This window comes from Micromonospora sp. CA-244673, assembly GCF_050948395.1.
In the GTDB taxonomy this organism is placed as follows: domain Bacteria; phylum Actinomycetota; class Actinomycetes; order Mycobacteriales; family Micromonosporaceae; genus Micromonospora.
Genome location: NZ_CP192019.1, coordinates 1,127,828 through 1,150,740, shown reverse-complemented (window position 1 = coordinate 1,150,740; position 22,913 = coordinate 1,127,828). Strand labels below are relative to the sequence as shown.

The window sequence follows — 22,913 nt, the reverse complement described above, 5'->3', positions numbered from 1 at the left end:
CTGTGCCGCTCTACGAGATCGACGGTGACCGGCTGCGCCGGCACGACAACGCTCGCTTCGCTGCTCTCGGCATCTACGAGCGCAACGACCTGCAACGGCTTCTGCGCGACGACATCGCGGTACTGAGCCCGGACCTGCTCGTCGTTGCTGAGGAGTTCGGCAACTGGGAGGACTCCCGCCGGCGGATCGACCTTCTGGCCGTGGACAAGACCGGGCACCTGGTGGTCATCGAGCTGAAGCGCACCGACGACGGTGGGCACATGGAGCTGCAGGCTCTCCGCTACGCCGCGATGGTGTCCGCGATGAGCTTCGACGAGGTCGTCGCGGCCTACGAGGACCACCTGTCCCGGCTACGCCCGGACGACGACGTCGATGCTCGCGCGGAGCTGCTCGCCTGGCTCGATCTCGGCTCCGACGAGGCTCCCATCATCTCCTCGGACGTGCGGATCGTGCTCGTCTCGGCGGACTTCGGGCGCGAGTTGACCACCGCGGTGCTCTGGCTCAACCGGTTCGACGGCATGGACGTACGCTGCGTCCGGCTCATCCCGTACCTGATCGACGGCCGGATCCTGTTGGACATCCAGCAGGTCATCCCGCTGCCCGAGACGGCCGACTACCAGATCCGGGTCGGCCGCAAGGTTGCCGAGCAGGAGCGACGCGGCAGCGACAATCGCGATTGGACTCGCTATCACATCGTCGTCGACGGTCAGGTGCTGCCGGACGAGAACAAGCGACGCGCAGTGCGACTCATGATCCAAAAGCTGATCGAGCGAGGGGTGGCGGCCGCCGCGATCGGCCGCGTTCTGCCGCCGGGGCGGTTCCGGCCGCTCGAGGGTGAGCACCAGAGCGAGGAGGCGGTACAGGCTGCTCTCATGCAGCAGTACCCGGGAGTGGAGGTCAGCCGCTGGTTCACCGAGCATGCCGTCGTGGAGGACGGCCGAACGTGGGTGATCCGGAGGATCTGGGGTCGCAATACCGAACCCACTCTGACAACCCTGCAGGACAGGTTCCCGGAGGCGAAGGTCAGCTTCCAGCGAGCGACGCCCGAGTCTGCGGGTGAGCAGCCATGACCGCCGTCGTGCCGCCAATTTCGGTCGCCGGCCGCGTCATTCGCGACCCGCTCGCCACTTTCGTCGGCTACTGCCAGAACCACGGCGGAACCCTCCAGCGTTACGACGGGCTCGCCGGCTCGAGTCCCAGCCTGACCCCGCAGCTGATCAAGGCAACGAGATGGCCGTGGATGAACAGCAGGATCAGTCGGAAGCAGGAGGAGCATCTGCTTCGGCACAGCGACAGCGCACCCTGGCAGGACGTACCCGTCGACGCCCGACTCCACGACGCCGATCCGCTCGAGCCCGACGGCGGTTACGCCCGCATGCTGCGGCTCTACGAACACTTCTTCCAGGAGCGGCCAACTGGGCTCGGCCACGCGAAGGTCAGTAAGTGCCTATACCTGATGCGACCGGCTCTCTTCGTCATCCTCGATAGCAAGCTGCTGAAGCTCTACCGCACCTCAGCTGTGGAGGCGGCGGACGAGCTACGGTCGACCGGCTACCCGCACGCGCCAAAGAGGCGTGCCTTCTGGGCGGCGTACCGGGACGACGTGCTGCGAGCCAGCGACGCTCTGGCCGCACTGCGGGCAGCCGCCCGCCAGCACCCTAATCCCGTTGTCGTCGCCGCCGCGGACCGCCTGACCGACGTGCGGATCATCGACATCCTGGCCTGGTCCCACGTGGGTCGCTGACCAACGTCTGTGCGTTCAGTAGGGACGATCGTGGAGCAGGAAGCCGCGGAAGTTACAACTGAAGATTTGGACCAAATGAGGAAAGGCAACGACGTGCAGCGCGAGCCAATGTCAGTGTTGCTTCGGCATTTGCTGGCGGAACAGCCTGGCCAAAACAAGCGGCAGCTAGTGGCCAGGTTGCAGCGAATGGGTCTGTCGGGGTTAACCACAACAGACGTCAACCGAGCGCTGTACGCAAACGCTGCATCGTTTGCTCATGACGGCGCCACGCCACCGCGCTGGCGCCTGGCTACCGGAGCGGGACACGACTTTGCCGCGGTCCTCGCTGCGGCTGCGACAGCGCTGCCGAAGTGCTATCGCGGCAAGGAGCCGCGTGCCTGGCAAATCGAGGCCCTGGCCGCGTGGCGCGCCCAGGGCCGACGAGGCGTCGTGGAAGCCGTCACCGGCACCGGCAAGACGACCGTCGGAGTGCTGGCAGCCGCGGCGGCCGTGGATGCCGGTGAGCGCGTACTTGTGCTCGTACCTGGGCGTGAACTACTGGACCAGTGGCACGACGTGCTACGACATGCTCTTCCCGGTGTCCGGGTGGGTCGCTTCGGAGACGGTCATGGGGACTCGCTCTACGACCACTCCATCCTCGTGGCCATCGTCCACTCGGCGGCCAGATACCCGATGCTCCCGTTGGGAACCGCGGGACTGCTCGTCGCAGACGAGGTGCACCGCTACGGGGCGCCGACCTTCGCTTATGCCCTCGAGCCGGGCTTCGGTGCACGGCTAGGGCTGACCGCGACCTACGCGCGCGGGGACAACGGCTTGGTCGAGCACCTGGAGCCATACTTCGGCCGCGTGGTGGCGGGATGCAGCTACGAGCGTGGCTTGACCGACGAGATCCTGGCTCCGTTTCGCGTCGGCTTCTTAGGAGTGCACTTCACCCCAGACGAACAAGAGAGGCACGACGAGTACGACGAGCGGGCCAGGGCTCTCCGACGCCGGCTGACCTTCGACCACGGCTGCCCGGAGGAACCGTTCGGCGAGTTCATAGGTGCTGTCAACCGCCTCAGCGAGGGCAGCGCCGCAGACCCTCGGACCAGAGACGCCCGGAATTACCTGACCGCGTTTAGCAAGCGTCGTCAGGTGTTGGCTGAATGCCGCAGCAAGCAGGAAGCCCTTGCCTCACTGGCGCTGGTCTTCGCCACGGCAGACCGTGGGCTCGTTTTCAGCGAGACCAAAGTTAGCGCCGAACAGGCGGCGGATGTGCTGCGGTGGAACGGCGTGCTTGCGGAAGCGTTCACCAGCGACCTGCAGCCGGATGATCGCAAGGACTGCTTGACAAGGTTCAAGAAGGGACATGTGAAGGTGCTGGCCGGCCCACGGCTCCTGGACGAGGGGATCGACGTCCCTCAGGCGGAGGTCGGCGTGGTCATGGCGGGAAGCCGAAGCAAGCGCCAGATGATTCAGCGGATGGGCCGTGTCATCCGTCCAAAGGAGGATGGGCGGCCGGCGACGTTCATCGTCCTCTACGTCAGCGGGACCGGCGAGGACCCGGACAACGGAGCACACGAGGACTTCCGCGAACAACTCCTCGATGTCGCTCAGGACATCGTCGACTTCGGCCCTGACACGTCCGGCGCGGACCTGCTTGAGTGGTATCGCAAGGGCAGGCTATCGATTTGACGCTTACCCGGTCGCCCGTCGGCGATGACCGGCGCCACCACCACAGACTCCAGCCCACTGACCGATTCGGCGCTCCCCCAGGCGGGAGCGCTCCTGGAAGCAGCCCGATGGGGCAGGATGCCCTGGGTGCAGGTGATCACGGCAGCCCGCCCGGAGTGGATCTTCCCGTTCGCGGGGTTGCAGCCCGCCCAGTTCCGCAGGCTGGTCCGGCTGGTCGCCGAGCGCGGCGGTGACGGCATTGCCGACGGCCGGCCCGGCCGGCAGTGGGCCCTGGACCTGCCGGATCGGGTGTTGCTGGTCGCCGCGTACTGGCGTACGAACCTGACGATGCGGCAGATCGGCCCGCTGTTCGGGGTGTCGCACTCCGCGGCGCACCGGGTCATCGACACCCTCGCGCCGCTGCTGGCCCTGGCGCCGGTGCGGAAGCGACCGGTCGAGCAGATCGCGATCGTCGACGGGACTCTGATCCCCACCCGCGATCACCGCCTGGCCGCCCGGAGCAAGAACTACCGGTACTCGACGAACCTTCAGGTCGCCATCGACGCCAGCACCCGCCTGGTCATCGCCGTCGGCGACCCGCAGCCCGGCAACCGCAACGACACCACCCGTCTACCGCACCTCGGGCATCGCCGAGAAGCTGGACGGGCTACCGGTGATGGCCGACGGCGGCTACCGCGGCAAGCCCGAGGTGATCATGCCGTACCGCAAGCCCGCCGATGGCAGTGACCTTGCGGACTGGAAGGAAGCCCACAACGTCCAGCACCGCACCGTTCGAGCGGGAGTCGAACACGCCCTGGCCAGGATGAAGTGCTTCAAGATCCTGCGCGACTACCGCCGCGCCGCCCACACATTGACCGACGCCGCTTCCGGCATCGCCAACCTCCACAACATCATCCTCGCCGGCTGACCACCGGCCCCGCCCCAAGCAACGCCTTCACCCAGTTACGAGACGTCCCTTAGGAAGTGCCTCCCGGCGACAGCACGCCCTTCATCGCTGCGACATGCTCGACGATCGCCGCGCCTACAGCCTTTGCGAGCCGCGGCGGAACCGCATTGCCGATGAGGCGCCCGAGCGGCGCAAACTGGGCGGGCTCGCCCGGTGGCACGAATTCGTAGTCCTGCGGAAAGCTCTGGAGCATCGCAGCTTCGCGGAGAGTCATCGCCCTGTCTTGCTCTGGATGGCCGAACCGACCGGCGCCGAAGTTGTGGGACAAAGTAGTGATGGTGGGCGACGGTTCGTCCCACGACATCCGGGCGTACACGTTGCGAAAGGTTGAACCCGAGGCCTTGCGGTGGCAGGGCGCGCGCAATTCCTCGGGCCAATCCTCCCATGTGCCGCCTGGTGTGGAATTCTTGATCCGCTCGAGGTTGAGGGGCGTCAGAGTTCGGCTCTTGTGCAGGGGATCCGCGGGGTGGGTCTCGCCATGGCCGATAGGAGGCAGGCCACCAATAGTCTGACGAACGGTGGCGTACGCCGCCGGGTCGACAACACCCTTGGGTACGGCGATCTCACCAAGTAGCGACGCAACCAGGACCAAGCGACGACGGTGCTGCGGTACCCCATAGGCCGGGCAGTGACAAGACGCAAAGTCCACCCTGTAGCCATACTCCCGCAACTGCTCGACGAAGTTTCTGAAAATACGCGTGCCGCCGATGCGCGGAACGTTCTCCATGGTGACGATCTCGGGCATCGCGCCTTGGACAAGTCGGCGGACCTCGTCAACGAGGGGCCACTGGGCCTCTTTTGAGGTGTCGATGCCGCGCCGATACGACGAGAATGGCTGACAAGGCGCGCAGCCAGCGAGAACGCGAATTACACCGGCGGGCCACATTGCCGCCAGTTCCTCGACGGCGAGATCTCGAACGTCGCGCTTGTGGAAGGGTGCTCCGATGTTGCGCCGGTACGGATAGTCGCAGGTGCGGTCCAGGTCCACTCCGGCAGCCACGTGGATTCCTGCATCTTGCAGGCCGCGAGAAAGACCGCCAACGCCGCAGAAGAGATCGACGGCAGAGATCGTGACAGGTTGGGCGGCCATGCTGGGACTCTAGTAGATCAAGGGGTGGTGGCGCCCTCGGGCAGGGGCATGACGTGGCATCCGTCGCACGGGCTGAGCTCCGGAGCCGTGCCGGCTTCGTGGCGCCCACCCCGCCAGCGTTCCGGTCACCGATAAGCGGCGGGGACCCTGCGGGCCACCGCAACCTTGGCCTGCGCGTCTCTGATGGGTCGCCAGCTTGGCGCGCTGGAGTCCAGCGTCACACCTGTCGGTAGACGTTGACGAAGTGCCAGTCCAGGTAGTGCGTTCCTGGCGTCTGGGCCCCCTCGGGCAGCAGCAGCCGTTCCGAAAGCGGAGGTCTCCCGAAGGATGAGCGCGCTGCCGGATCCGCTTTGATCGCCTCCTGCAGGTCGGCGCGCACGTGGATCCCGAGTTCCTGGTCGACCGCCAGAAGCCCGGTGTCGAAGGCGACGTCGTGCGTGGGACACGCAGCAACCCCATTCTGCGGGTCCAGTCGCTCAGCGGAGGTACTCACCCGCCAGGGCTTGATGTGGCTGGCAACGAGCATGCGCTGCGCCGCACGGCCCCTCGTCTTCACCCCTAGACCGCAGAACGCACAGCGATGTCCGTGGTTGCCGAGGACGTCGCGCGCGAATCGATGTTGCCCGACTCGCACCGAAGCCATGAGAAGCCGTTCGGTCACTCGCTCAGGAAGGTCCGGTGCCTTGCGCGACCAGGTAGCGACCTTCTCCTGAACCGCTACTTCGAGATCTGACTGGGTCAGCTCTTCCTGCCCGAGGAGGTGCAGTTCGTCCCCGCCCTCCAAGCCCAGGAAGTCGGGCAGCTCATCCGGTTCGATCCCTGCCTCACGGCCCGCTTGCAGGATTAGCCGGTAGCTCGCATCGAGTCGCCCCGGATCGGAGAGGAGGGTTGATGCGACGTAGACCTCGTAACGAGCCCCGTGGGTCAGGCCGCCGTCGAGATTCCCCATCTTGGCGATCAAACTTCCGTTTGGGCGCCTAAACAGCCGGGCGAGCGTTGGGATGGGCTCTTCGGCGAGGTGGGCGGTCGATCCGCGGTACCGGCGATGGTTGAAGACGAGACTGGCCGCAAGGCATAGGAGGGTCTCGACGGGGGTGAAGTCCTCTTGCCTGGCGCCAGGTCTGGGAGTCCGTCGGAGGATCGCCCTCCACTGGTTCACGGCTTGCCCGGCGTTCAGTTCGAGATAGTCGCCGATGGTCGGCATCGAGGGGCTCCTTGCATGCGCTTTTGACGGCGTGCGCGCAGCTATGACTTGGCGTAGCTGTCGCCGCCACCGTCTCGATCGTTTGGCTCGCCTGCTAGTGGAGGCGACGGCCTCTCCAACCTCAGGCTCGGCTCACCACCACCAGTTGGTCTCGGGCGCGGGTGGCTGCCACATACCTCAGGGATCGGGCCCGCAGTTGGGCGTCCGCCCGTTCGGACGAGTCCAAAGACTCCAGGCGTGCCAGTTCGGCGGGCGACGGATTGCCGGTCACGAGGACAACCTTGGAGAACTCCGTACCCTTTGCGCGATGCATGGTCATGACCGGCACTCTCTCGGCTTGGGGTCGGTCGCGATCGACGGCGCGGGCAGGGACCCCCTCCTCGGTGAGTGCGGTAACCACGCGGTCCCGGTGGAACCGGTCCGGTACCAGGACCGCTACGGTCTCGGGGGCGTCTCCGTCCTCGAGCCAGGCGCGGACGTGGCGGACGATGGCCCGCAGCTCGCCGCTGAGCGAGTCGACCGGCTCGATGGCCGGGGCAGGCCCCCTGCGAGCGGAACGGTAGCCCGTCGTCTCGTCTTCTTCCTCGAGGTCGACGTACTGCCCGCCGTCGAGGATGCTCATCGCGTAGTGCAGGTTCTGTGCGGTGGTGCGGTAGTTGAGGGTTAGCCGCTGGGAACGACCGACTATGGCTACGCCGTACCGACCGAGGACGACGCGTGTGCCGTAGATGCGCTGGTGGGAATCCTCGGCGATGAACAGGTCGTCGGCGTGTTCGCCGACGAGGGCACGCAGTAACAGCCAGTGGGCGGGAGAAAGGTCTTGGCCCTCGTCAACGAGCACGTGATCGGCGGGCTTGTCGCTCTGCTTCCCTATGAACGTGGCGGCGACGGCGGCGGCCTCGATGAAGTCGAGGCTGCCGTCGATGCGGCTCTGGGCCCGGTAAGCGGAGATCAACGCCCAGACCGCCGAGCGCTTGGCGCGGTCGAGGGCGACGCTACGGCCAGCGCGGCGGACCCGGAGGTAGCCGGCCTCGTCGTGGATCTTGTTGGGCAGCACGATGTGGGCGTACTCCGTGGATAGGAACGTCTCGTTGGCGAGCTCGTGCGACAAGGTGGTGCCGGTCGACTCGACGATCTCGCGCCACCGGGTGCCCACCGTGCGAGCCAGGGGGGCGGAACGCTCCTCGCCGAGCACCTCGCGCATCGCCTCGGTGAGGCTGCTGCCGGCACCGCGCAGCACCGCCGCGGCAAGGGCGTCCACGCCGGCCACGTGGACACCGGACTGGCCGAGCGCCTTGGCTTGGCGCACGCGCGGGTCGAGCTGGATGAGACCGTCGCCGAGAGCCTCGGCGAGGTTCGTGGTGAAGGTCGTCAGGACGATGCGCGAATCTGGGTTACGGCGCGCGAAAGCGCGGGCGCGGTGGATGAGCACCACCGTCTTACCGGTGCCGGCCCCGCCGGATAGACGGAAGGGACCGTTGTAGCTGCGGTCGACATAGCGACGCTGCTCGGGGTGTAGGAAGATACGCCACGCGCCGAAGTCGCCCTCTTCGATGACCCTGCGAAGCTCGTCCTGGTCGTCGATGAACGCGTACTGCAGTGCGGCGGCGGGCCGTTTGAGCGACTGCAGGACGTCGGCGTCGGCGTCGCCCGACGGGGCGATCTTCTCAAGCTGCATGCGCGCGACGACCGCTTCAACGGTGTCGCCAGCGGCGAGGTCGACGAGGATCGTGCCGATCCACCCTTCGTGACGTTGGGCGAGATCAAGCACGGCATCCTCGTCGGCAGCGGCCATCGCCTGATCGACGATGCCTTCGGGCAGGCCGAGGGTGTCGACGAGGTCAACGGGGTTGTGCCCGAGGCGAACGAACAGCGGTTTCGCGGGCTGCTCCATCGCCGGCGTGGCGACGGGCACGATCACGGTCGACGGAGTGATCTCCTCGATCTGCGGTAGGCCGTTGATCGGGTTGACCTTCAGCCGTACGCGTCGGGCGACGGCGATCGCGTCGTCGTGTGGCCAGATGCCGTGGATGACGTAGTGGGTCTCGCCGTCACCGTCGAGCCGGAACATGACCGCTCGCCAGAACTCGTCGACGCGGCCGGTGCGCACGCGGGGGTCGGCGCAGTCGTTGATCGGTTCGACGTGCAGGCCCGGCGTCGTGTCGTCGGCGCCGAGCTTCTGCAGGAACGTCATCGCCTTGCCGCGGATCGAGCCGTCGATCTTACTGGCGAGTTTGCCCATGATGATCGTCGGCATCAACGCTCTCCGTGCTTCTCAGGGGCGACGTCGGCCAAGGTAGCGGCGACGAGGTCGGGCAACGGGTCGAGGACGCGCCAACCCGCGGCGGCAAGATCCACTCGATCCTGGCGAGGCATGTGTGGGAACGCAACCACGACCTGCAGGTCGGGCCAAGACAAATCCAGCGGGATGCCGTCGGGGCCTTCGGCACCGACCACGGGTGGAGCGAGGCCGTCCTGGGCGGCGAGGGCGGCAACGAGATTGCGTTCGTCGCCAGGCGCGGCTGCGTCGTAGACGTCCGCCCAGGCGCCCATCGGACGGCCAGGTCCGGAGGCGTCATCGGCAGAGGGACTGTCAGACGGCCCGCCGACCAGACTCGTCGTCGTCACCACGGTCGGCCAATCGCGCAGTGCGAGCGCGTTGGAGAAGCGAAGCCACGCCCGCCACGCCTTCGCGTGGGCATCGTCGAGGACCTCGTCACGGTCGTCGAGGACTGCAGCAACCTGCACGACCATGGTCGTCGAGGACATCTCGACGACGACAGCGAACGCGCCCGCGCGATGGACGAACACACGCCGTTCACCGGCCGGCAGGTGCTCGTCGACCAGGACCGCGCGGCCGATCTCCTCCAGAGCCACCGTCTCGGGAACCTGGACGGGTTGCGACTTACCCGACACGAACATGGGTACGGCTCGGGCGACGGCGCCGACCGCCGACGGGTTCGGATCGATGATCCAGTCGATGAGCCAGTCGACAGGGCCCCTGCCAAGCGCCTTGTATGCCTCGGGCGGCGCCTGGAACTGTGGAATGTTCATCAGGTTGCCGGCCAAACCAGGGTTGTACCAGTCCGGGGCCGACCCGCTGCCATCCTCCGCGGCGACGTCTTGGATGGTCACGCCCAGGACGATTAGTCCCGCGTCCCGCAGGTTCGCTCGTTTCCGGGCGTCGTCTGCGAGCCGGTTGACCGCCGCACTTGCGTGGTAGGCCCGGCCATCGGTGAAGATCGCGACCGCTGGCACGTTCATGTCGTTCGTTTCGAGCAGGAAGTCGGGCCGGGAGTCCGCGACGTTGACCTGCGGGGTGAGCGTCCACTGCCGGTGCGCGCCCGGCAGGGTGAAGCGCACGATGTTGCCGCTCGCGCCGGGTACCTCCGTGAGCGCGGCACCGTTCCTGCGCAACCGCCCGACGATCAGCCGGTGGAACGCGCGCTCCAGGTGCGACTCGGGCTCCTCGTGAGGTGCCACCTCGGTCACCGTCCAGGTCGTTCCTTCGGCGGTCTCCGCGTCGGGGGCCAAGCCGAGGAGGGTACGCAGATGCCGCTCTGCCGACGCCCGCGAAACCCGCCGGATGGCGCCCGGAGCAGTGAAGGGTAGCAGGCATCGATGGCAGGCGAGCCGCTCCTCATGGCGGCACTCGCAGTCACGAACCCGGTTCCACGCGAGGACCAGCAGATCGCGCAGGCGTTCCGGGTCGGCAGTCTCGGCGAGGTAGCCGGTGCCGCCGGGAACCGCATCGTGCAGCAGCAGCGCCTCGTGGTTGTCGGTGCCGTCGGAGAGCGTCGGATCGACGACGTGCTCGACGCGGATGTGGTCGGGGTGGCCGCCCATCTGTTCCCGTAGGCCGAGCAGCAGTGCAGCGGAGAGGCTGGGCAGGGCGAAATCGTCGCCGAGGCTGGCCGCGTGGGGCAGCCGGATCAGCAGACCCTGGGTACGCAGCGTCCGAGACAGGGCGACGATCTTGGTCGTCTCCTTCGGGGACTTGCGGTAGGGACACCAGGGCCGATGTTCGTGGGGCCGGTTGCGCCCGGACTCGGTGTCCTTCTTGCCGCAGCCGGCGCAGACCCGGAAGAGCGTGCCCTGACGTTCGCCGCCGGCGATGGTGCGTGTCGCTCCGTGGCCGGACGGGCCCATGTTGAGCCAACGCAGGTCGACCGTACGTAGGTAGGTGCAGCCGAGGCCGGTGCTCTCGGCGAACCAGCGGCGGGTGATGTGGGCCGGATCAATGTCGGCGGTCGGGACGATCTGGAAGGCAACCCTTCCCCGTTCGTCCTTGCGGTCGGAGATCGCCACCTCGTCGCGCCGTACTTCGGCGGAGACGCGGGTCAACTCGACCACATCAAGGCGTTGACCGGTGTCGCCGATTCCGGTGCTGCCGCAGCGCGGGCAGGACGAGACTGGCACCTCCCGACCGGACTCCGCGACGTCGACCGCGTAGCCGCAGTCAGGGCAAAAGGCCCAGGTGCGGATGGAAGCGCCGTCGAGGCCGAGGTCAACGGCGTCGATCTCGATCTCCCAGCCGCGGGCGTAGAAGGTCGCACCAGGGGCGAACTCGCTGAGCGCCTGCGCGGAGCCACGCTCGAACCGCGCGCTGCCGTACTCGTACGTGCCGCTGTCCGGGTCGGTCCAGGACAGCCCGACGTCGAGGGTGACGGTGTCGTCCAGGAGGGTGTAGTTGGGCAGCAGCCCGTACTCCTCCAGGACACTGATCCAGTAGATGCTGCGCAGGTGGGCGAGTTGGCTTCCGGTGAGCTTGCGGGTGGCCTTGGCCGACCGCAGCGCCTGCACGTCGTCGTCGGTCTTCGCCGGCGATTGAACTCGTGCCTCAAGTTCGGGCAGAAGCACGTCGATGTCACTCTGCCGGCGCTTCAGCGTCTCGACGGTGGCCTGCCAAAGTCGGCTGGCCGCCTGAACATGGTCAGCAAAACCGCTGGTCCTCGAACCTTTGACGGGACGCAGCCAGTCGCGCAGTTCGGACACGACCTCCTCCGACAGCTCGCCGAAGGTGGCGAGGAACCGGGGCAGATTCTCGTCTGCGCTCTGCTCGGCGTGCAGCACGAGGTCGCCGAGGAACGTGCCCGGTGCGCTCGATCCGATGGCTCCGACCGCCGTTCTCGGATGCCGCCGTTTGGTGTCCCGAGCGAAGCCGTCCACCAGGTATGCCGTGTACTGCCGCCGCAGGATCTCCTCTGCCGCGAGGTAGGTGGCGGGTGGCCGCACCTCGCCGTCGATGACGGAGAGTGGGTCTCCGAGCTTGGGCAGGTGTTCGCCGCGGCCGGTGACGAAGGCGAGGTTGAGCGCGTTGCCGGTGAGGCGCCCGGCGCGTCCGACGCGCTGAAGGTACGAGGCGACTGTGCGGGGCAGCGAGGCGAGGAAGACCGCCGACAGGTCGCCGATGTCGATGCCCATCTCCAGGGTGGGCGTGGCGACGAGCACGTTGGGTGCTTGCGGACTGGTGGCGGCGTCGCGGAAGCCGTCCTCGTACTGCAGCCGGGTCTCGTCGTCGAGGAGGCTGGTGTGCTCGCGGGCGACGATGCGGCGCATGTCCGGGGAGGCGTAGAGGCGCCGGTAGAAGTTGTCGGCCAGTTCGCTGGCGCGGAGGTGACCGCCGCAGCGTACGTTCAGGCAGAGCGCGGCGGTGAGCTGTTCGACGGTGGCGGCGGTACCGGGCGTGGCGGCACGGCAGGTGTCGCAGGTGAGCAGGTGACGTCCCTCGGCGAGATCGGTCTCCGTCGTGGGAGCGATGACGATCCCGGACGAGGGGATCGCGTAGACCGTCGCGCCGGATTCGCTGGTCGTGGTGGTGAGCAGGCCGTCGCGGGCGAGCCGGTCGAACAGGCCGCGGGCGACGCGTCCGGCGTCGAGCGGCGAGACGTCGAGCACCCGGGAGGTCCAGCGGGCGTACCAGGACTTCGGCGAGGTGACCGGGTCGAGTCCGCCGTCGCGCGCCGGTTCGTTCGAACCGCCGACCTTCGGGTACGCCGGCGCGGGACGGCCACGGGGGAACGCTGGCATACCCTCGCTGCGGGGCCGCCCGGCCCAGATCGACCAGCGGCGCCCGTCTTCCATCCGGTACCGGGCGAACCACGGGTGGTCGATCGCACCCTGGGCGCGCATCCGTTCCAACACACCGCGGACCCACTGCACGAGCGTGGCGTCGTCGGGGCCTTGGGAGCCGAGCTTGTCCTGCCAGGAGATAGCCTGTAGAGCGGCGTGGGCGATACCGGCCATCCGCGCAGGTTTCCCGGCTTCGACCTCGACCGCCACGGAACCGGTGAGTTCGAGGGTGCGACCGAGATGCGAGTTGAGGCCGAACTCCAGTGCGGCGTCGAGGGCGAGGCGCTTGCGGACCCGCGCTCGCACCGCGGCGGGCACGGATCGCAGGGTCTTCGCCTGCCAGAAGGGCGTGAACGAGTCCCGGTCGGCACAGTCGGGGGCGATGACGCGGTACCGACCGAACCGGTCGTCGCCCGCCTGTTGGATCACCTCGTCAACGAGCGCATCGAGCGTGAGGGCGCCCGCTGCGACCGCTTCGCGAAGTGCGGAGCGCAGGGTGAGGGTGTGCGAGCGGGCCTGCACGAAGCCGGCCCGGTGGGCGGCGTCCTGCACGGAGTCGGTGAAGACCAGGGTCTTCTTCTCGCGGGCGTCGAGGGCCGGTGAGCCGAAGAGGGTCGAGAGCGACACCGACAGCAGGGTGGCGACGGCACTGCCGAGGAACCGGATGCCGTCTTCCTGCCCGCAGGATGGGCAGGTGTCCTTGCGGCTCTGCTCGTCGGCGTCGTTCCCGACGTTGGTGAGCGCCGGCAGCACCCACCCGTCGCGCAGGTCCCGGTCGTCGTCGGCTACGTCGCTGACGAGTTCCCGGTTGCGCACCGAGAACCAGACCAGCCCTTCGACCTTCTTGTCCTCTTCGATGTGGATGGCGGCTTCGGCGGGGGCGTACAGCAGCGGCCGGAAGCGGCCTTCCCTGACCGCATGGTTGCGGCGGATGCCGTCGTCCTCAGCGGCGAGGCTGTGGCCGACGGGGGCCAGGCCGATGCCCCAGCCGGAGCGGCCGCAGTGCCTGCAGTAGATCGCCGGGAACGAGGGCCGCACCTCTTCGCCGTCGGTACCGGCGACCGGCGGACCGTCGTCGCTCCACCGGAAGCGGGTGGTCGCGGCGGCGGCGCGGTCGATGCGGGTGAGTTCGCGCACCCAGAGGTGGACGTCCACCGAGAGGGCGTCGCGGCCGACGACGGCGCGGACGTGGCCAAGCATGGCGAGCAGGTACGACAGCAGGGTTTCGGCTCGGGTGCTGTTGCCGTCAACGTAGCCGAGCACGCGGCCCATCAGGGTGTCGAGCGCGACGGCGTGCTCCGCCGTGCGGGCGAGGTCCTGGACCAGGGGATGCGCACGGCAGAGCGCCAAGAGCAGCTCGGGCCCCGCGTCGGCGAACCGATCGGCTTTGACTCCGTAGAGAAGACCGAGAACGGTGCGAGTGACCTCTTCCCCCGTCGGGTTGTGGCCGAGCGTACCGATCGCACCGACTGCTGCGGCAACGTCGAGCGCGCCGATGTCTGCAGGGGCGAAGCCGGCGGCGGCGGCGACCTCGGCGGCGTCGCCGATCCACTCGTCGAGGCTGAGCCGCGTCTCCGTGACGACCGCGTCGACGTCGAACCGCTCGCCGAAGACCGTGTGGGCGAAGTCGAGCATCACCGTCGGGTCGCCCTTGTCGCCGAGCGTCGCCGACGTTGCTACCGGGGCGATCAGACCGAGCGGCCGGTTGCGCGCTGCCTCGTCGATCTGCGGATCGCCGTCGCTCCAGTGGCTCTTGAGTGCCAGGCCGAGGCGGCGCAGCAGCATCGCCACGTCGGTGCCTTGCGCGCCGTCGTAGGTGTGGAATTCGTCGAGTACGAGGTAACGCAGGCTCGTCGCCGACTGCCGCCACAGATCCTGATCGTCCGCGCGAAGCAGCAGCTGGTCGAGCATCTTGTAGTTGGTGAGCAGGATGTCCGGCGCTGTGTCCCGGATGATACCCCGGTCGGTGATCAAGCCGTCGGGCGTCACGGCGGTGCGCGTCGGACCGGATTGGCCGGTGTAGAGGGCAGAGGTGACGTCGGCCAGTTCGGCGTGGGTCGTGAGCAGCTTCGTCAGTCGCGCCGCCTGGTCGTTGGCGAGCGCGTTCATCGGATAGAGGATGACCGCCTTCGTTCCCGTCACGCCCTGGCGACGGGCGCGCAGCACGTGGTCGAGGATCGGGTACAGGAAGGCTTCGGTCTTACCCGAGCCGGTGCCGGTGGTGACGAGGGTCGGCAGCGGCCGGCGCGGCTCACCGCCGGCCGAGGACGCTAGACGGGCGAACGCCGCGGCCTGGTGGCCGTAGGGCGGGAAGCCCTCGTACCACTCCAGCGTGTTCCGCCAGCCTTCGTCAGCCGGGCGGAACGGCAGCCGGAGCCTCACGTACGGGCCCTTGAACATGCCTGACTCGGGATCCGACAGGAACCGGTCCAGGCTGTCGCGTGCATCCCCGTCGGTCAGCCCGAACGTCGTCGTCAGGTAGTCGACGAGGCTATGCCGGATGCTGCTCGCCTGAAGCGTGGGGAGCAGCGCACTCACGAACGCTCCTTCAGCAGCCGTTCGAAGTGGGCGTACGCCTGCCGCATGTCCGCCTCCCGATCCAGCGTCACGAACGGCAACTCGTAGGTGTACCTGTTGCCCGCCTGGTTGGTCGCGGTGCGCTCGTCCGGGGTAACTCGGTCACCCTTCTTTCGCCAGAGGCTCAACACCGAGTTGGGTACGAGCCGCCCATTGGCGTCGTAGTGGTTTACATTGCGGTCGTAACCGTATAAGACGGCGAACTGCGTGCGGTAGATTGTACACAATTCGTCGGCGGTCACCCCGAGCATTAGCGCGACGAGCGCGTCGATCTCTACCAGAGCCTGGCGACGGTCGGCGGCGATACGGAGCGGTGTTTCGAAGGCCCATTCCTTGCTTACGCGGCCGAGGGGCGTACGGCGGGCGTGGTCGAAGCCGCCGGCCCAGGTGTCGTCTTGGAAGAAGGCGTCGTAACAGTTGCTCCAGAGGTCGGAGTAGGCGGCTGTTACGCAGTTGAGGCGCAATGCCCGCAGAACCAGCATTCCCTCGAGGGGATGGGAGACCGACACCGCAAGTCTATTGGCGGTGCCGGCCGAAATTGTCGACTTCGGTGCAGCTCGGACGGAGAAGTCGCTCAGTATCGAACTCATTTGGGCGACCAGCGAGGCGAGTAGAACTGGATTGCTGTCAGGTTTGCCCATGGAGAAAACGCCGTGAACATGGCTGGCGCCCGGTGGAATAATTGCGGGCGTGAGCGTCCTTTCAATCGTGTTGGACGCCATGTTGCGCCAGGCAATGCGGTAGAAGTCGCTCGCTGGACGGGGGTTGTCGCCCCAATGCGTGTAGGCGCGGTCGAACCGGTGCCGGTCACCTCTAGGTTTGTAGGCAGTGACTGGGATGGCTTGGGGGGCAAGTCTCTCAAAATCCGTCGCAGACCAGTCAAGCTTGTGCAGCATGGATTCGTTGGGTGCCTTGTACATCGGCGTCGCCACGAACAAATGTGGCCCTTGGAGGATTACGTCCTTCCACGAGGCAGGTGCCCCCCAGCCCGACTCAAAGTAGCCTTTGGTCCGGTCGTTCTTTTCATGCCAGCCCGGCGAGAAGCTGAAGCCCAGATCACCGATCCGATTGGCGTGCGAGAGCTTGCTGAGTACCGCTGCGGTGGAGCGGTTAACGGTATACACCATCCGCGTTTGTTGGATGGGTGAGGCGGGGGATTCTAGGATGTCGCGCCAGGTTGCCAACGTTTCATCGGTGACAGTAGTGATCCGGCTACGGTGTGGGCGAAGATCCCAGTTGTCGTCGTGATCCTTGAGGCCCGGTTCTGGTCCCGATCCATCGTGCGATTGTGATCGGACAGCGGTATCGGGATGATACATCGACACAGCATTGAGGAAACTCGCTACGTTACTCGCTGGTCCATAGATATTGATCCCATAGTGCTTTTGATGGCCTATCTCGAAAAGCTCGAGCTCGTTAATGAACTCCCAGTGCCGTCGAAGACGCTGATAGGTGGCAGAGCGAAGTATCCCCGCTCGCTCGTCCGTGAAGTGAGTCTCTGGGTGGATGAGGCCCACCATGCCCCGCTCCGAAGCGTTTCGCCAGGTCTGCTCCATGAAACAGCGGTACAGGTCGGGTTGAAGCCCCTGCAGGTGTGGGTACTGCGCGAGCGACCCGACGAATTCGGCGAGGCAGACGACGTCAGTCGTCCCGTCAGCGACGAGGTTTCGGATGCCAGGAAGGGCGAGGGTCCCGCCGCGTCGGGCCGCCACCTCCTCCTCCGGCGGTTTGACCGCGAGCTGCCACCATGGGTCACCCTCCGCGAGCAGCGCATCCACGTCGGTGATCGGCCGGACCCACGGCGGGTTACCCGCCTGCAGGTCGAACCCACCCCGTGTGAACACCGTCGCGAAGTCTAGGTTCCAGTGGAAGAACCCCTGCTGCTCCGCGACCCGCTCGCACACCACGAGCCACGGGTGCGCCCGCAGCACCTCGTCCACCGGCAACGCGTGCGCGAAGGCGAGTTCGAGTTTCTCGGCTTCGTTGAGCTGGTCCCAGCTCGTCCCGGCGGCCAGCGTCTCGCGCGGCAGGGACCTCTTGCGCAACTCGGGGCTGCGGCCGAGTAGCGCCTGCAACCCGGCGAGCCACTGCGCCATGGTCGGCGGTGCAACCCGTACCCCGTCAACCGTGCAGACCTCGTCGGTGAGCGGCCAAAACCACAACGTCGTCCACGCGTCCATCACCCGGCGCAGCCGCTGGTAGGCGCCATCTGCGTCGGCGAGCGCCGCCTCGATCTGCTCCCGCTGCACGGCGCCGCCAGAGGTGAGGCCATCGGCTCCCCATACCGGGATCGCGCGGCGGATCTCCTGCTCGGCGATTTGGAGTCGGCGGTAGGCGATCTGCCACAGCACCTCGACCCGGTGCGCCAGCTCGACCAGGGCGTCGACCTGCTGTTTGGTCGGCTTGCCCTTAACCGCGCGCCGCCAGTCCTTGAGGCGCTTGGCTGCCTCGGGGGCCAACGCGGCAGCCTCCTTCGCGTCGGCGGCGGCACCCCACCCCTCGGCCGGCAGCAGGAAGTGGTGGATGCCGTCCGAGGCGACGCGTCTGGCCTCGATGTCCTCGACCAGGGACGTCAGCGGCACGTCCGCCGGTACCGCACCCAGCCAGGACTTGTCGCTGACCTGGCTGCGCCGGTATACAGCGCGGCGGGCGCCGACCAGGGAGTTGCCGCGACGCAGGTGCAGGCCGAACCATGGCGCCGCCAGGCCCTCGACCATGGTGTCGAGCCAGAGCGAGATCTCGGCCAGCTCGACCGCCGTGGCGTTCAGGTCTACGCCGTACACGTTGTGCAGCGCCAGGTAGGCCTTGACCTTCTGCAGCTCGCGCGGGTACTCGTCGGGGTCGATCCGCTCGCCCAGCTCGGCCTGGCGGCGCTTGAGGTACTGCTCGGCGAGCTGCCGCACCGCCTCGATAGCGAACGCCCCCGAGCCGAGCGCCGGCTCGCAGACCGTCATCTCCAGGATTTCAGCTGCTGTCGTGGTCCGCCCGTCCTGGTCGAGGAGCTCCTCCAGGGCCTGCCCGACGGTGAACCGGGTGAGCACCTCCGGGGTGTAGTACGACGCCGACTGCTGCCGCTCCCGCCCCGCCAGGCGGAACACGAACGACCCCTGCCGGTGCAGCACCGGCTTCGGCTCGCCCGTCACCGGGTCGATGGTCTTAACGAAGTCGCCAGGATCGATGCCGTCCGCCCGCTCCACTGGGACCACCCATGAGCCCTTGGACGGGTCACCGTTCTTGGCGACCTCGTAGAGGTCGGTCTCCGCGAAGAAACCGGTGTAGGACATCAGGCCCTCGTAGACCGCTCCGAGCTGGTTGATGCCCAGCTCCGCGTATGAGATGAAGCCCCGGTCCTTGCCCCGTGCCTCCTTGCTGAGCAGCAGGTGGGTGAGGACCTTCTGCATCGCCTGGTTGCCGAGGCCAACAGCGTCGATGTGCGCGGTTGCCTCCGGCCGGAACAGGTCGGCGCGCAGCGCATTGAACGTCAAGCCCTGAGCGGTCGCAGGCCCCTCGCTATCTTCGTCCTCTGCGACAGTCGTGGCCGGGGAGTGGCCGGAGTCGACCAGCCGGAACAGCACACTGAGCGAGTCGTAGAGGTGGGTGCCGTTCTGGGCGCGCGGCGTGGCCAGCTCCGCCTGCACCAGCTCCCGCAGTCGGTCCAGGCTGTAGCCCTGGTCGTACTCTGGCGCGCCTACCGGCAGCACGCCCAACTCGGGTGATGCCTCGGCGTACAGGAGGAACAGGATGCGGTAAAGGAAACGCAGTGACTGCTTTGCTAGCGGTTGGGCCTCACTTGCCGGCAGTGGGTCGAGCCCCTGGTCGCGACGGCGCTTGACGACCTCGTTGGCGATGATTTCGATGGAGAAGCGGACCCCGTCGCGCAGATCCTTGGAGACGCCGACGGTGTGCTTGACCGAGGCTTCGAGGACGCCGTGCCACCACAGCTTGCCGTCTGCGTCCGGCGCAATCGACTGCGCGCAGAGGCAGGTTAGAACGCGGTCGATCTCACCGCCTTTCTTGGCGTCGTTGCGCTCGCAGACGAGCTGCACATCGACGGCGAGGTATCTACCCTCGGCCCAGCGCTCCCGCTCCGCGAGCAGCGCCCATCGACCGGCCAACACGAGGACCAGGTCCGGGGCCTCGTCAGCGACGAACAGCGCCGACACCAGCCGGGCGGCCGACTTCAGCGCCTCGCCTTCCTCGGTCAGCTGCACCGGTTCGCGCAGCGTCACCGCATCGCGAGCCATCAGCTCCTCGACGGCGATCACCGGTCGGGCGGAGACCACGACCAGCGGCGCCCGATCGGTCATGCCAGGCGGCGACACTCGCCACAGCGGCCCCTGCTGGTAAAGAACGAGACCATGCCCCCTCAGCTCAAGCACATCGAGAAGCTGATCGTGCATCCCACTGGCGACGTCGTCGGGGTTGCGGCCGTCGATGCCGCGGCCCTCGCGCACCTGGGAGCGCTCGGCCGGGTCGAGCAGTTCGGCCAGCGTCGCCAGCTCAGCCTCGAGCTTCTGCCGGAGGTCGATGAACCGCGACCGCGGCGTTTCCCGGCCTGCCTTCGCCTCGGTGTCCCATTCGTCCCGGCGCTTCTTGACCTCCGCGCCGAACGACTCGCCCTTCGCCTCGGTGGTGAAGTAGTGCTCCGAGATCCAGCCCTCACCGACGATGATCGCGTCAGACCCGCTCACCACTTGCCACCTTCCGTGTCCGGAACGACCATCAGCAGCGGCCGTACGAGCTGCCGGTCGGGTGCCATCGCCTTCACCAGCGCCCGCTCCTGCTCCACACTCGTCCTGCGCTGCTTGAGATCGCTGCGCTGGATAAGCACATCGGCGTCGGCGTCCCAGAGGTCCAGCCGCCGCGTCCAATCCTCGACCCGCTGCGCCGCGTCTCGCTCCGCCGCCTTGAAGACATTGAGCAGGTGGCTCTCCGCCTCGTGCACGGCAGGAGCCACCAGCTGGCTCAGTGCCTCCAGGTCGGCGACCGGCGTCGGGTTGTTTCGTGCGGCGTCCCAGCCGAGCGCGCGTAGCGCCGCCCGAGCCGACCCGTGTGGGGAGATCAGCCTGAAGGACGGATTCTCGGGTGTCGGAAACTCCGCCGTCAGCCAGGCAGTGGAGACGACCTGGCCACGCCGGTTGGTCAGCGTCCCCAGTAGCAGCACCGTCGGAGCGTCGACGGTTCCGCGTACGGCGAAGACCTCGTTGCGGCCCAGCGCCGCCAGTGCCCGGTCTGCCGCCCAATCCAGCACTGGGTGGAGCGGGCTGAGGTAGTGGGCGTCGGGCCAGGAAATCTTGTCTTCGCGCCGTGCGGCGGCCAGCCGTTCCTTGCCGCGTGCCTGGGTCGTGGCGAGCACCAGCCGCTCGGTGACCTTGCGCTCGGCGAGGTAGGTCTGCGGCAGCACCTCCAGCCGCTGCACCAGGTCAGGGGGCGGACTCAGCTCGACCGTGCCGAATGCTTTATCTCGACGCCAGCCCACACCACCACGGCTCGGCGGCGCCGTTGGGTCGATGAACGCCTCCTGCAACGCGTCCTCGAGGTACGAGACGTCGTCGTCGTAGAGGCCCGAGTCGAGGTCGAGGCCACCTTCCGGCTGATCGTCGGCCGGCTCGGCGGCGGGCTGCTCGCTCGGCGCGTCGAAGAGCTGGGCAAACATCGATGCCACGTCGTTGCCTGCCGCTACCGCCGCGACTGGGCGTACCACGTCATCGAGTTGCTTCTTGCCGGCGAGGACGTCGCGGATCTCGTCCTCCTCGCCCTTGACGTCGTAGCGCCCCATCAGCGAGGCGACATCGCCGAGCGCGCTGTGCGCCTCGTCCTCCTTCTCCACCAGCTTCGCCAGGATCCGCACGTCCCCGGCGAAGCGCTGGCTCGTCGGGTCCAGCAGCAGCGCCGTCACGCGCGGCGGGTGCTTCTGCCCGTACCGGTCGATACGGCCGTTGCGCTGCTCGATGCGGATGAGGCTCCATGGGATGTCGTAGTGCACCAGCTCGTGGCACTGCGCGTGCAGGTTGACGCCCTCCGAGGCAACGTCACCGGTGACGAGCACGCGCACCGGCGCCTGCTCCTGTTTAAAGGCCTCTACGATGCGCTGTTGCTCGTCGTCCGGCAGCGCGCCGTGCATGATCTGCACTGCCTCGGCGGGCAGGCCGAGGTCGTTCGGCAGGTTGCGGTGCAGCCAGCGCAGGGTCTCCAGGCGCTCGGCGAACACGACCACTCGGTCGGGAGAGCCGCGGCCGACGCCACAGTCCTGCAGATGCGCCACGAGTCGGGTGTACTTGGCCGAGGGCTGCTGCAGCGTCTTCTCATTGAGCGCGCCGAGTCGTTCCAGCGCCTCGCGTTCGCGTGCCTGCCGCTCCGGATCGGCCTTCTCGTCCTTGCCGAGCCGGCTCAGCCTTCCGTCGATCGTCTCCTTCAGGGCGGCGGGGGAGGAGAGGAACGCCTTGGCGAGGGTCCACGGGAAGAGTAAGGCGTTCTGCCCGGAATAAGGGCTGCCGCCCCTGCCGGGCCACAGCCACGTTTGCTCCAGCTCCTCGGCGACGGCGTTCTCGGCATGCGTTGCCGGCACGAGTACGTTGTTCGGTTCCTGCCGCTCCGCCCAGTCGGCGCCGACGACCTGCGCGACCTCCGGACTGTGTCGATGCCGGCGCACCACAAGTCGCCGCACCTCGTCCGGCACAAGCGCGCCGTCCGGCTTGACGGCTGATGGGTCTAGCAGCCGGATCAGCTCGGCGAACGACTCCGCCCGGCCGTTGTGCGGAGTCGCCGAGGCGAGGACCAGCGCCTCAGTGTTACGTGCCAGCAGCCGCGCCAACCGGTTGTTCATCGTCGTGGCGTTCGCCAAGTTGTGCGACTCGTCGATGACGACGGCATCCCAGCGCTGTTTGCGGAGGCTCGCGACGTACCGGTCGGACTTGAGTGTGTCGATCGAGATGATCGCGCGCTTGTAGTAGGTGAACGGGTTGCGGGTGGCTGGCAGCTTCTGGCGTACCCGCTGGATGCCCGCCGAGTCGAGCCGAACGAACGGCAGCGCGAAACGCGTCCAGAGCTCGTGCTGCATTTGCTCCAGCACGTGCCGTGGCGTCACGATCAGGATCCGGTCGCCGCGGCCACGCCGGACCAGCTCCGCGAGGATCATGCCGATTTCAAGGGTCTTGCCGAGGCCGACGGCGTCGGCGAGCAGGATCCGCGGTCGCAGATTCTCGGGATCCAGCGCCTTGCGTGCCGCCGACTGCTGGTAGCTGAGGGCGTCAGCCAGGCCACGGGTAGCAACGGAGAGTGAGCGTTCGCCAACGGGAACAGCGGTCTTGCGGATCGTCGATTCCAGCCACAGCCGTGCCGTGCGGTATCGCGGACTGCTGTCGGCAACCACCTTGGCCTGCGCCGGGTCCAGCGGCTTCACCTGGTCGAGACGCGTGTAGAACGACGCGCTCGTGTCTCGGACCAGTTCGCCGAGGCCCTGGACGTGCACAACGGTGCCGTCGGCGGTTTCCTCGGTCGCGAGGACGAGCCACTCCTCGTCGCGGATCACGACCACCGACCCTGGCGCGAGGACCTCACGGGCGTCGGGCTTGGTTGCCGTCACAGGTGCATTCTCCGTCTTCGA

Annotated in this window: 9 protein-coding genes and 1 pseudogene; 4 read left to right on the top strand and 6 right to left on the bottom strand. The window is 67.5% G+C overall.

All coding sequences use genetic code 11. The features are described 5' to 3' along the window. The first annotated feature begins 2 nt into the window (after window positions 1–2). The 4 genes and pseudogenes from ACQP12_RS05550 (at window position 3) to ACQP12_RS05535 (ending at window position 4,325) form a co-directional block, all read left to right on the top strand. The gene (locus ACQP12_RS05550; RefSeq protein ID WP_433285545.1) at window positions 3–1,070 is read left to right on the top strand and encodes a hypothetical protein; all 1,068 of its coding nucleotides are present in this window, start codon (window positions 3–5) and stop codon (window positions 1,068–1,070) included. Further along, window positions 1,067–1,744, top strand: coding sequence for a DUF6308 family protein (locus tag ACQP12_RS05545; protein ID WP_433285543.1), 678 nt, complete (start codon window positions 1,067–1,069; stop codon window positions 1,742–1,744). The genes ACQP12_RS05550 and ACQP12_RS05545 overlap by 4 nt, the downstream gene beginning before the upstream one ends. Before the next feature lie 30 nt (window positions 1,745–1,774). Continuing rightward, entirely contained in the window at window positions 1,775–3,418 is a 1,644-nt protein-coding gene (locus ACQP12_RS05540) for a DEAD/DEAH box helicase (RefSeq protein WP_433285541.1), read from the top strand. A gap of 126 nt (window positions 3,419–3,544) precedes the next feature. Beyond that, window positions 3,545–4,325, top strand: a pseudogene (locus tag ACQP12_RS05535) (transposase family protein). 49 nt (window positions 4,326–4,374) lie between these two features. Here the strand turns inward: ACQP12_RS05535 and ACQP12_RS05530 are convergent. The 6 genes from ACQP12_RS05530 to ACQP12_RS05505 all read right to left on the bottom strand — a co-directional run bounded on the left by ACQP12_RS05530 (window position 4,375) and on the right by ACQP12_RS05505 (window position 22,892). After that, window positions 4,375–5,454 carry a DNA cytosine methyltransferase gene (locus ACQP12_RS05530; RefSeq protein WP_433285538.1) on the bottom strand — a complete coding sequence of 360 codons (1,080 nt, stop codon included), beginning with the start codon at window positions 5,452–5,454 and terminating at the stop codon, window positions 4,375–4,377. Window positions 5,455–5,671: 217 nt separating this feature from the next. Next, window positions 5,672–6,658, bottom strand: a complete 987-nt coding sequence (locus tag ACQP12_RS05525) for an HNH endonuclease (protein ID WP_433285536.1) — start codon at window positions 6,656–6,658, stop codon at window positions 5,672–5,674. Between the two features lie 121 nt (window positions 6,659–6,779). Continuing rightward, window positions 6,780–8,915 carry a UvrD-helicase domain-containing protein gene (locus tag ACQP12_RS05520; RefSeq protein WP_433285534.1) on the bottom strand — a complete coding sequence of 712 codons (2,136 nt, stop codon included), beginning with the start codon at window positions 8,913–8,915 and terminating at the stop codon, window positions 6,780–6,782. Beyond that, complete coding sequence (locus tag ACQP12_RS05515) at window positions 8,915–15,268, bottom strand: DEAD/DEAH box helicase (RefSeq protein WP_433285532.1); 6,354 nt, start codon at window positions 15,266–15,268, stop codon at window positions 8,915–8,917. Before ACQP12_RS05515 ends, ACQP12_RS05520 begins: the two co-directional genes overlap by 1 nt. Further along, a complete protein-coding gene (locus tag ACQP12_RS05510; protein WP_433285530.1) occupies window positions 15,265–19,998 on the bottom strand; it encodes a class I SAM-dependent DNA methyltransferase in 4,734 nt (1,577 codons plus the stop codon). The genes ACQP12_RS05515 and ACQP12_RS05510 overlap by 4 nt, the downstream gene beginning before the upstream one ends. Next, the gene (locus ACQP12_RS05505; RefSeq protein WP_433285528.1) at window positions 19,995–22,892 is read right to left on the bottom strand and encodes a helicase-related protein; all 2,898 of its coding nucleotides are present in this window, start codon (window positions 22,890–22,892) and stop codon (window positions 19,995–19,997) included. Before ACQP12_RS05505 ends, ACQP12_RS05510 begins: the two co-directional genes overlap by 4 nt. Window positions 22,893–22,913 lie beyond the last annotated feature (21 nt).

Excerpts from the sequence above, each read along its gene's own strand:
- ACQP12_RS05530 (WP_433285538.1), bottom strand. The coding sequence starts at position 5,454 with ATGGCCGCCCAACCTGTCACGATCTCTGCCGTCGATCTCTTCTGCGGC.
- ACQP12_RS05525 (WP_433285536.1), bottom strand. The coding sequence starts at position 6,658 with ATGCCGACCATCGGCGACTATCTCGAACTGAACGCCGGGCAAGCCGTG.
- ACQP12_RS05545 (WP_433285543.1), top strand. The coding sequence starts at position 1,067 with ATGACCGCCGTCGTGCCGCCAATTTCGGTCGCCGGCCGCGTCATTCGC.
- ACQP12_RS05520 (WP_433285534.1), bottom strand. The coding sequence starts at position 8,915 with ATGCCGACGATCATCATGGGCAAACTCGCCAGTAAGATCGACGGCTCG.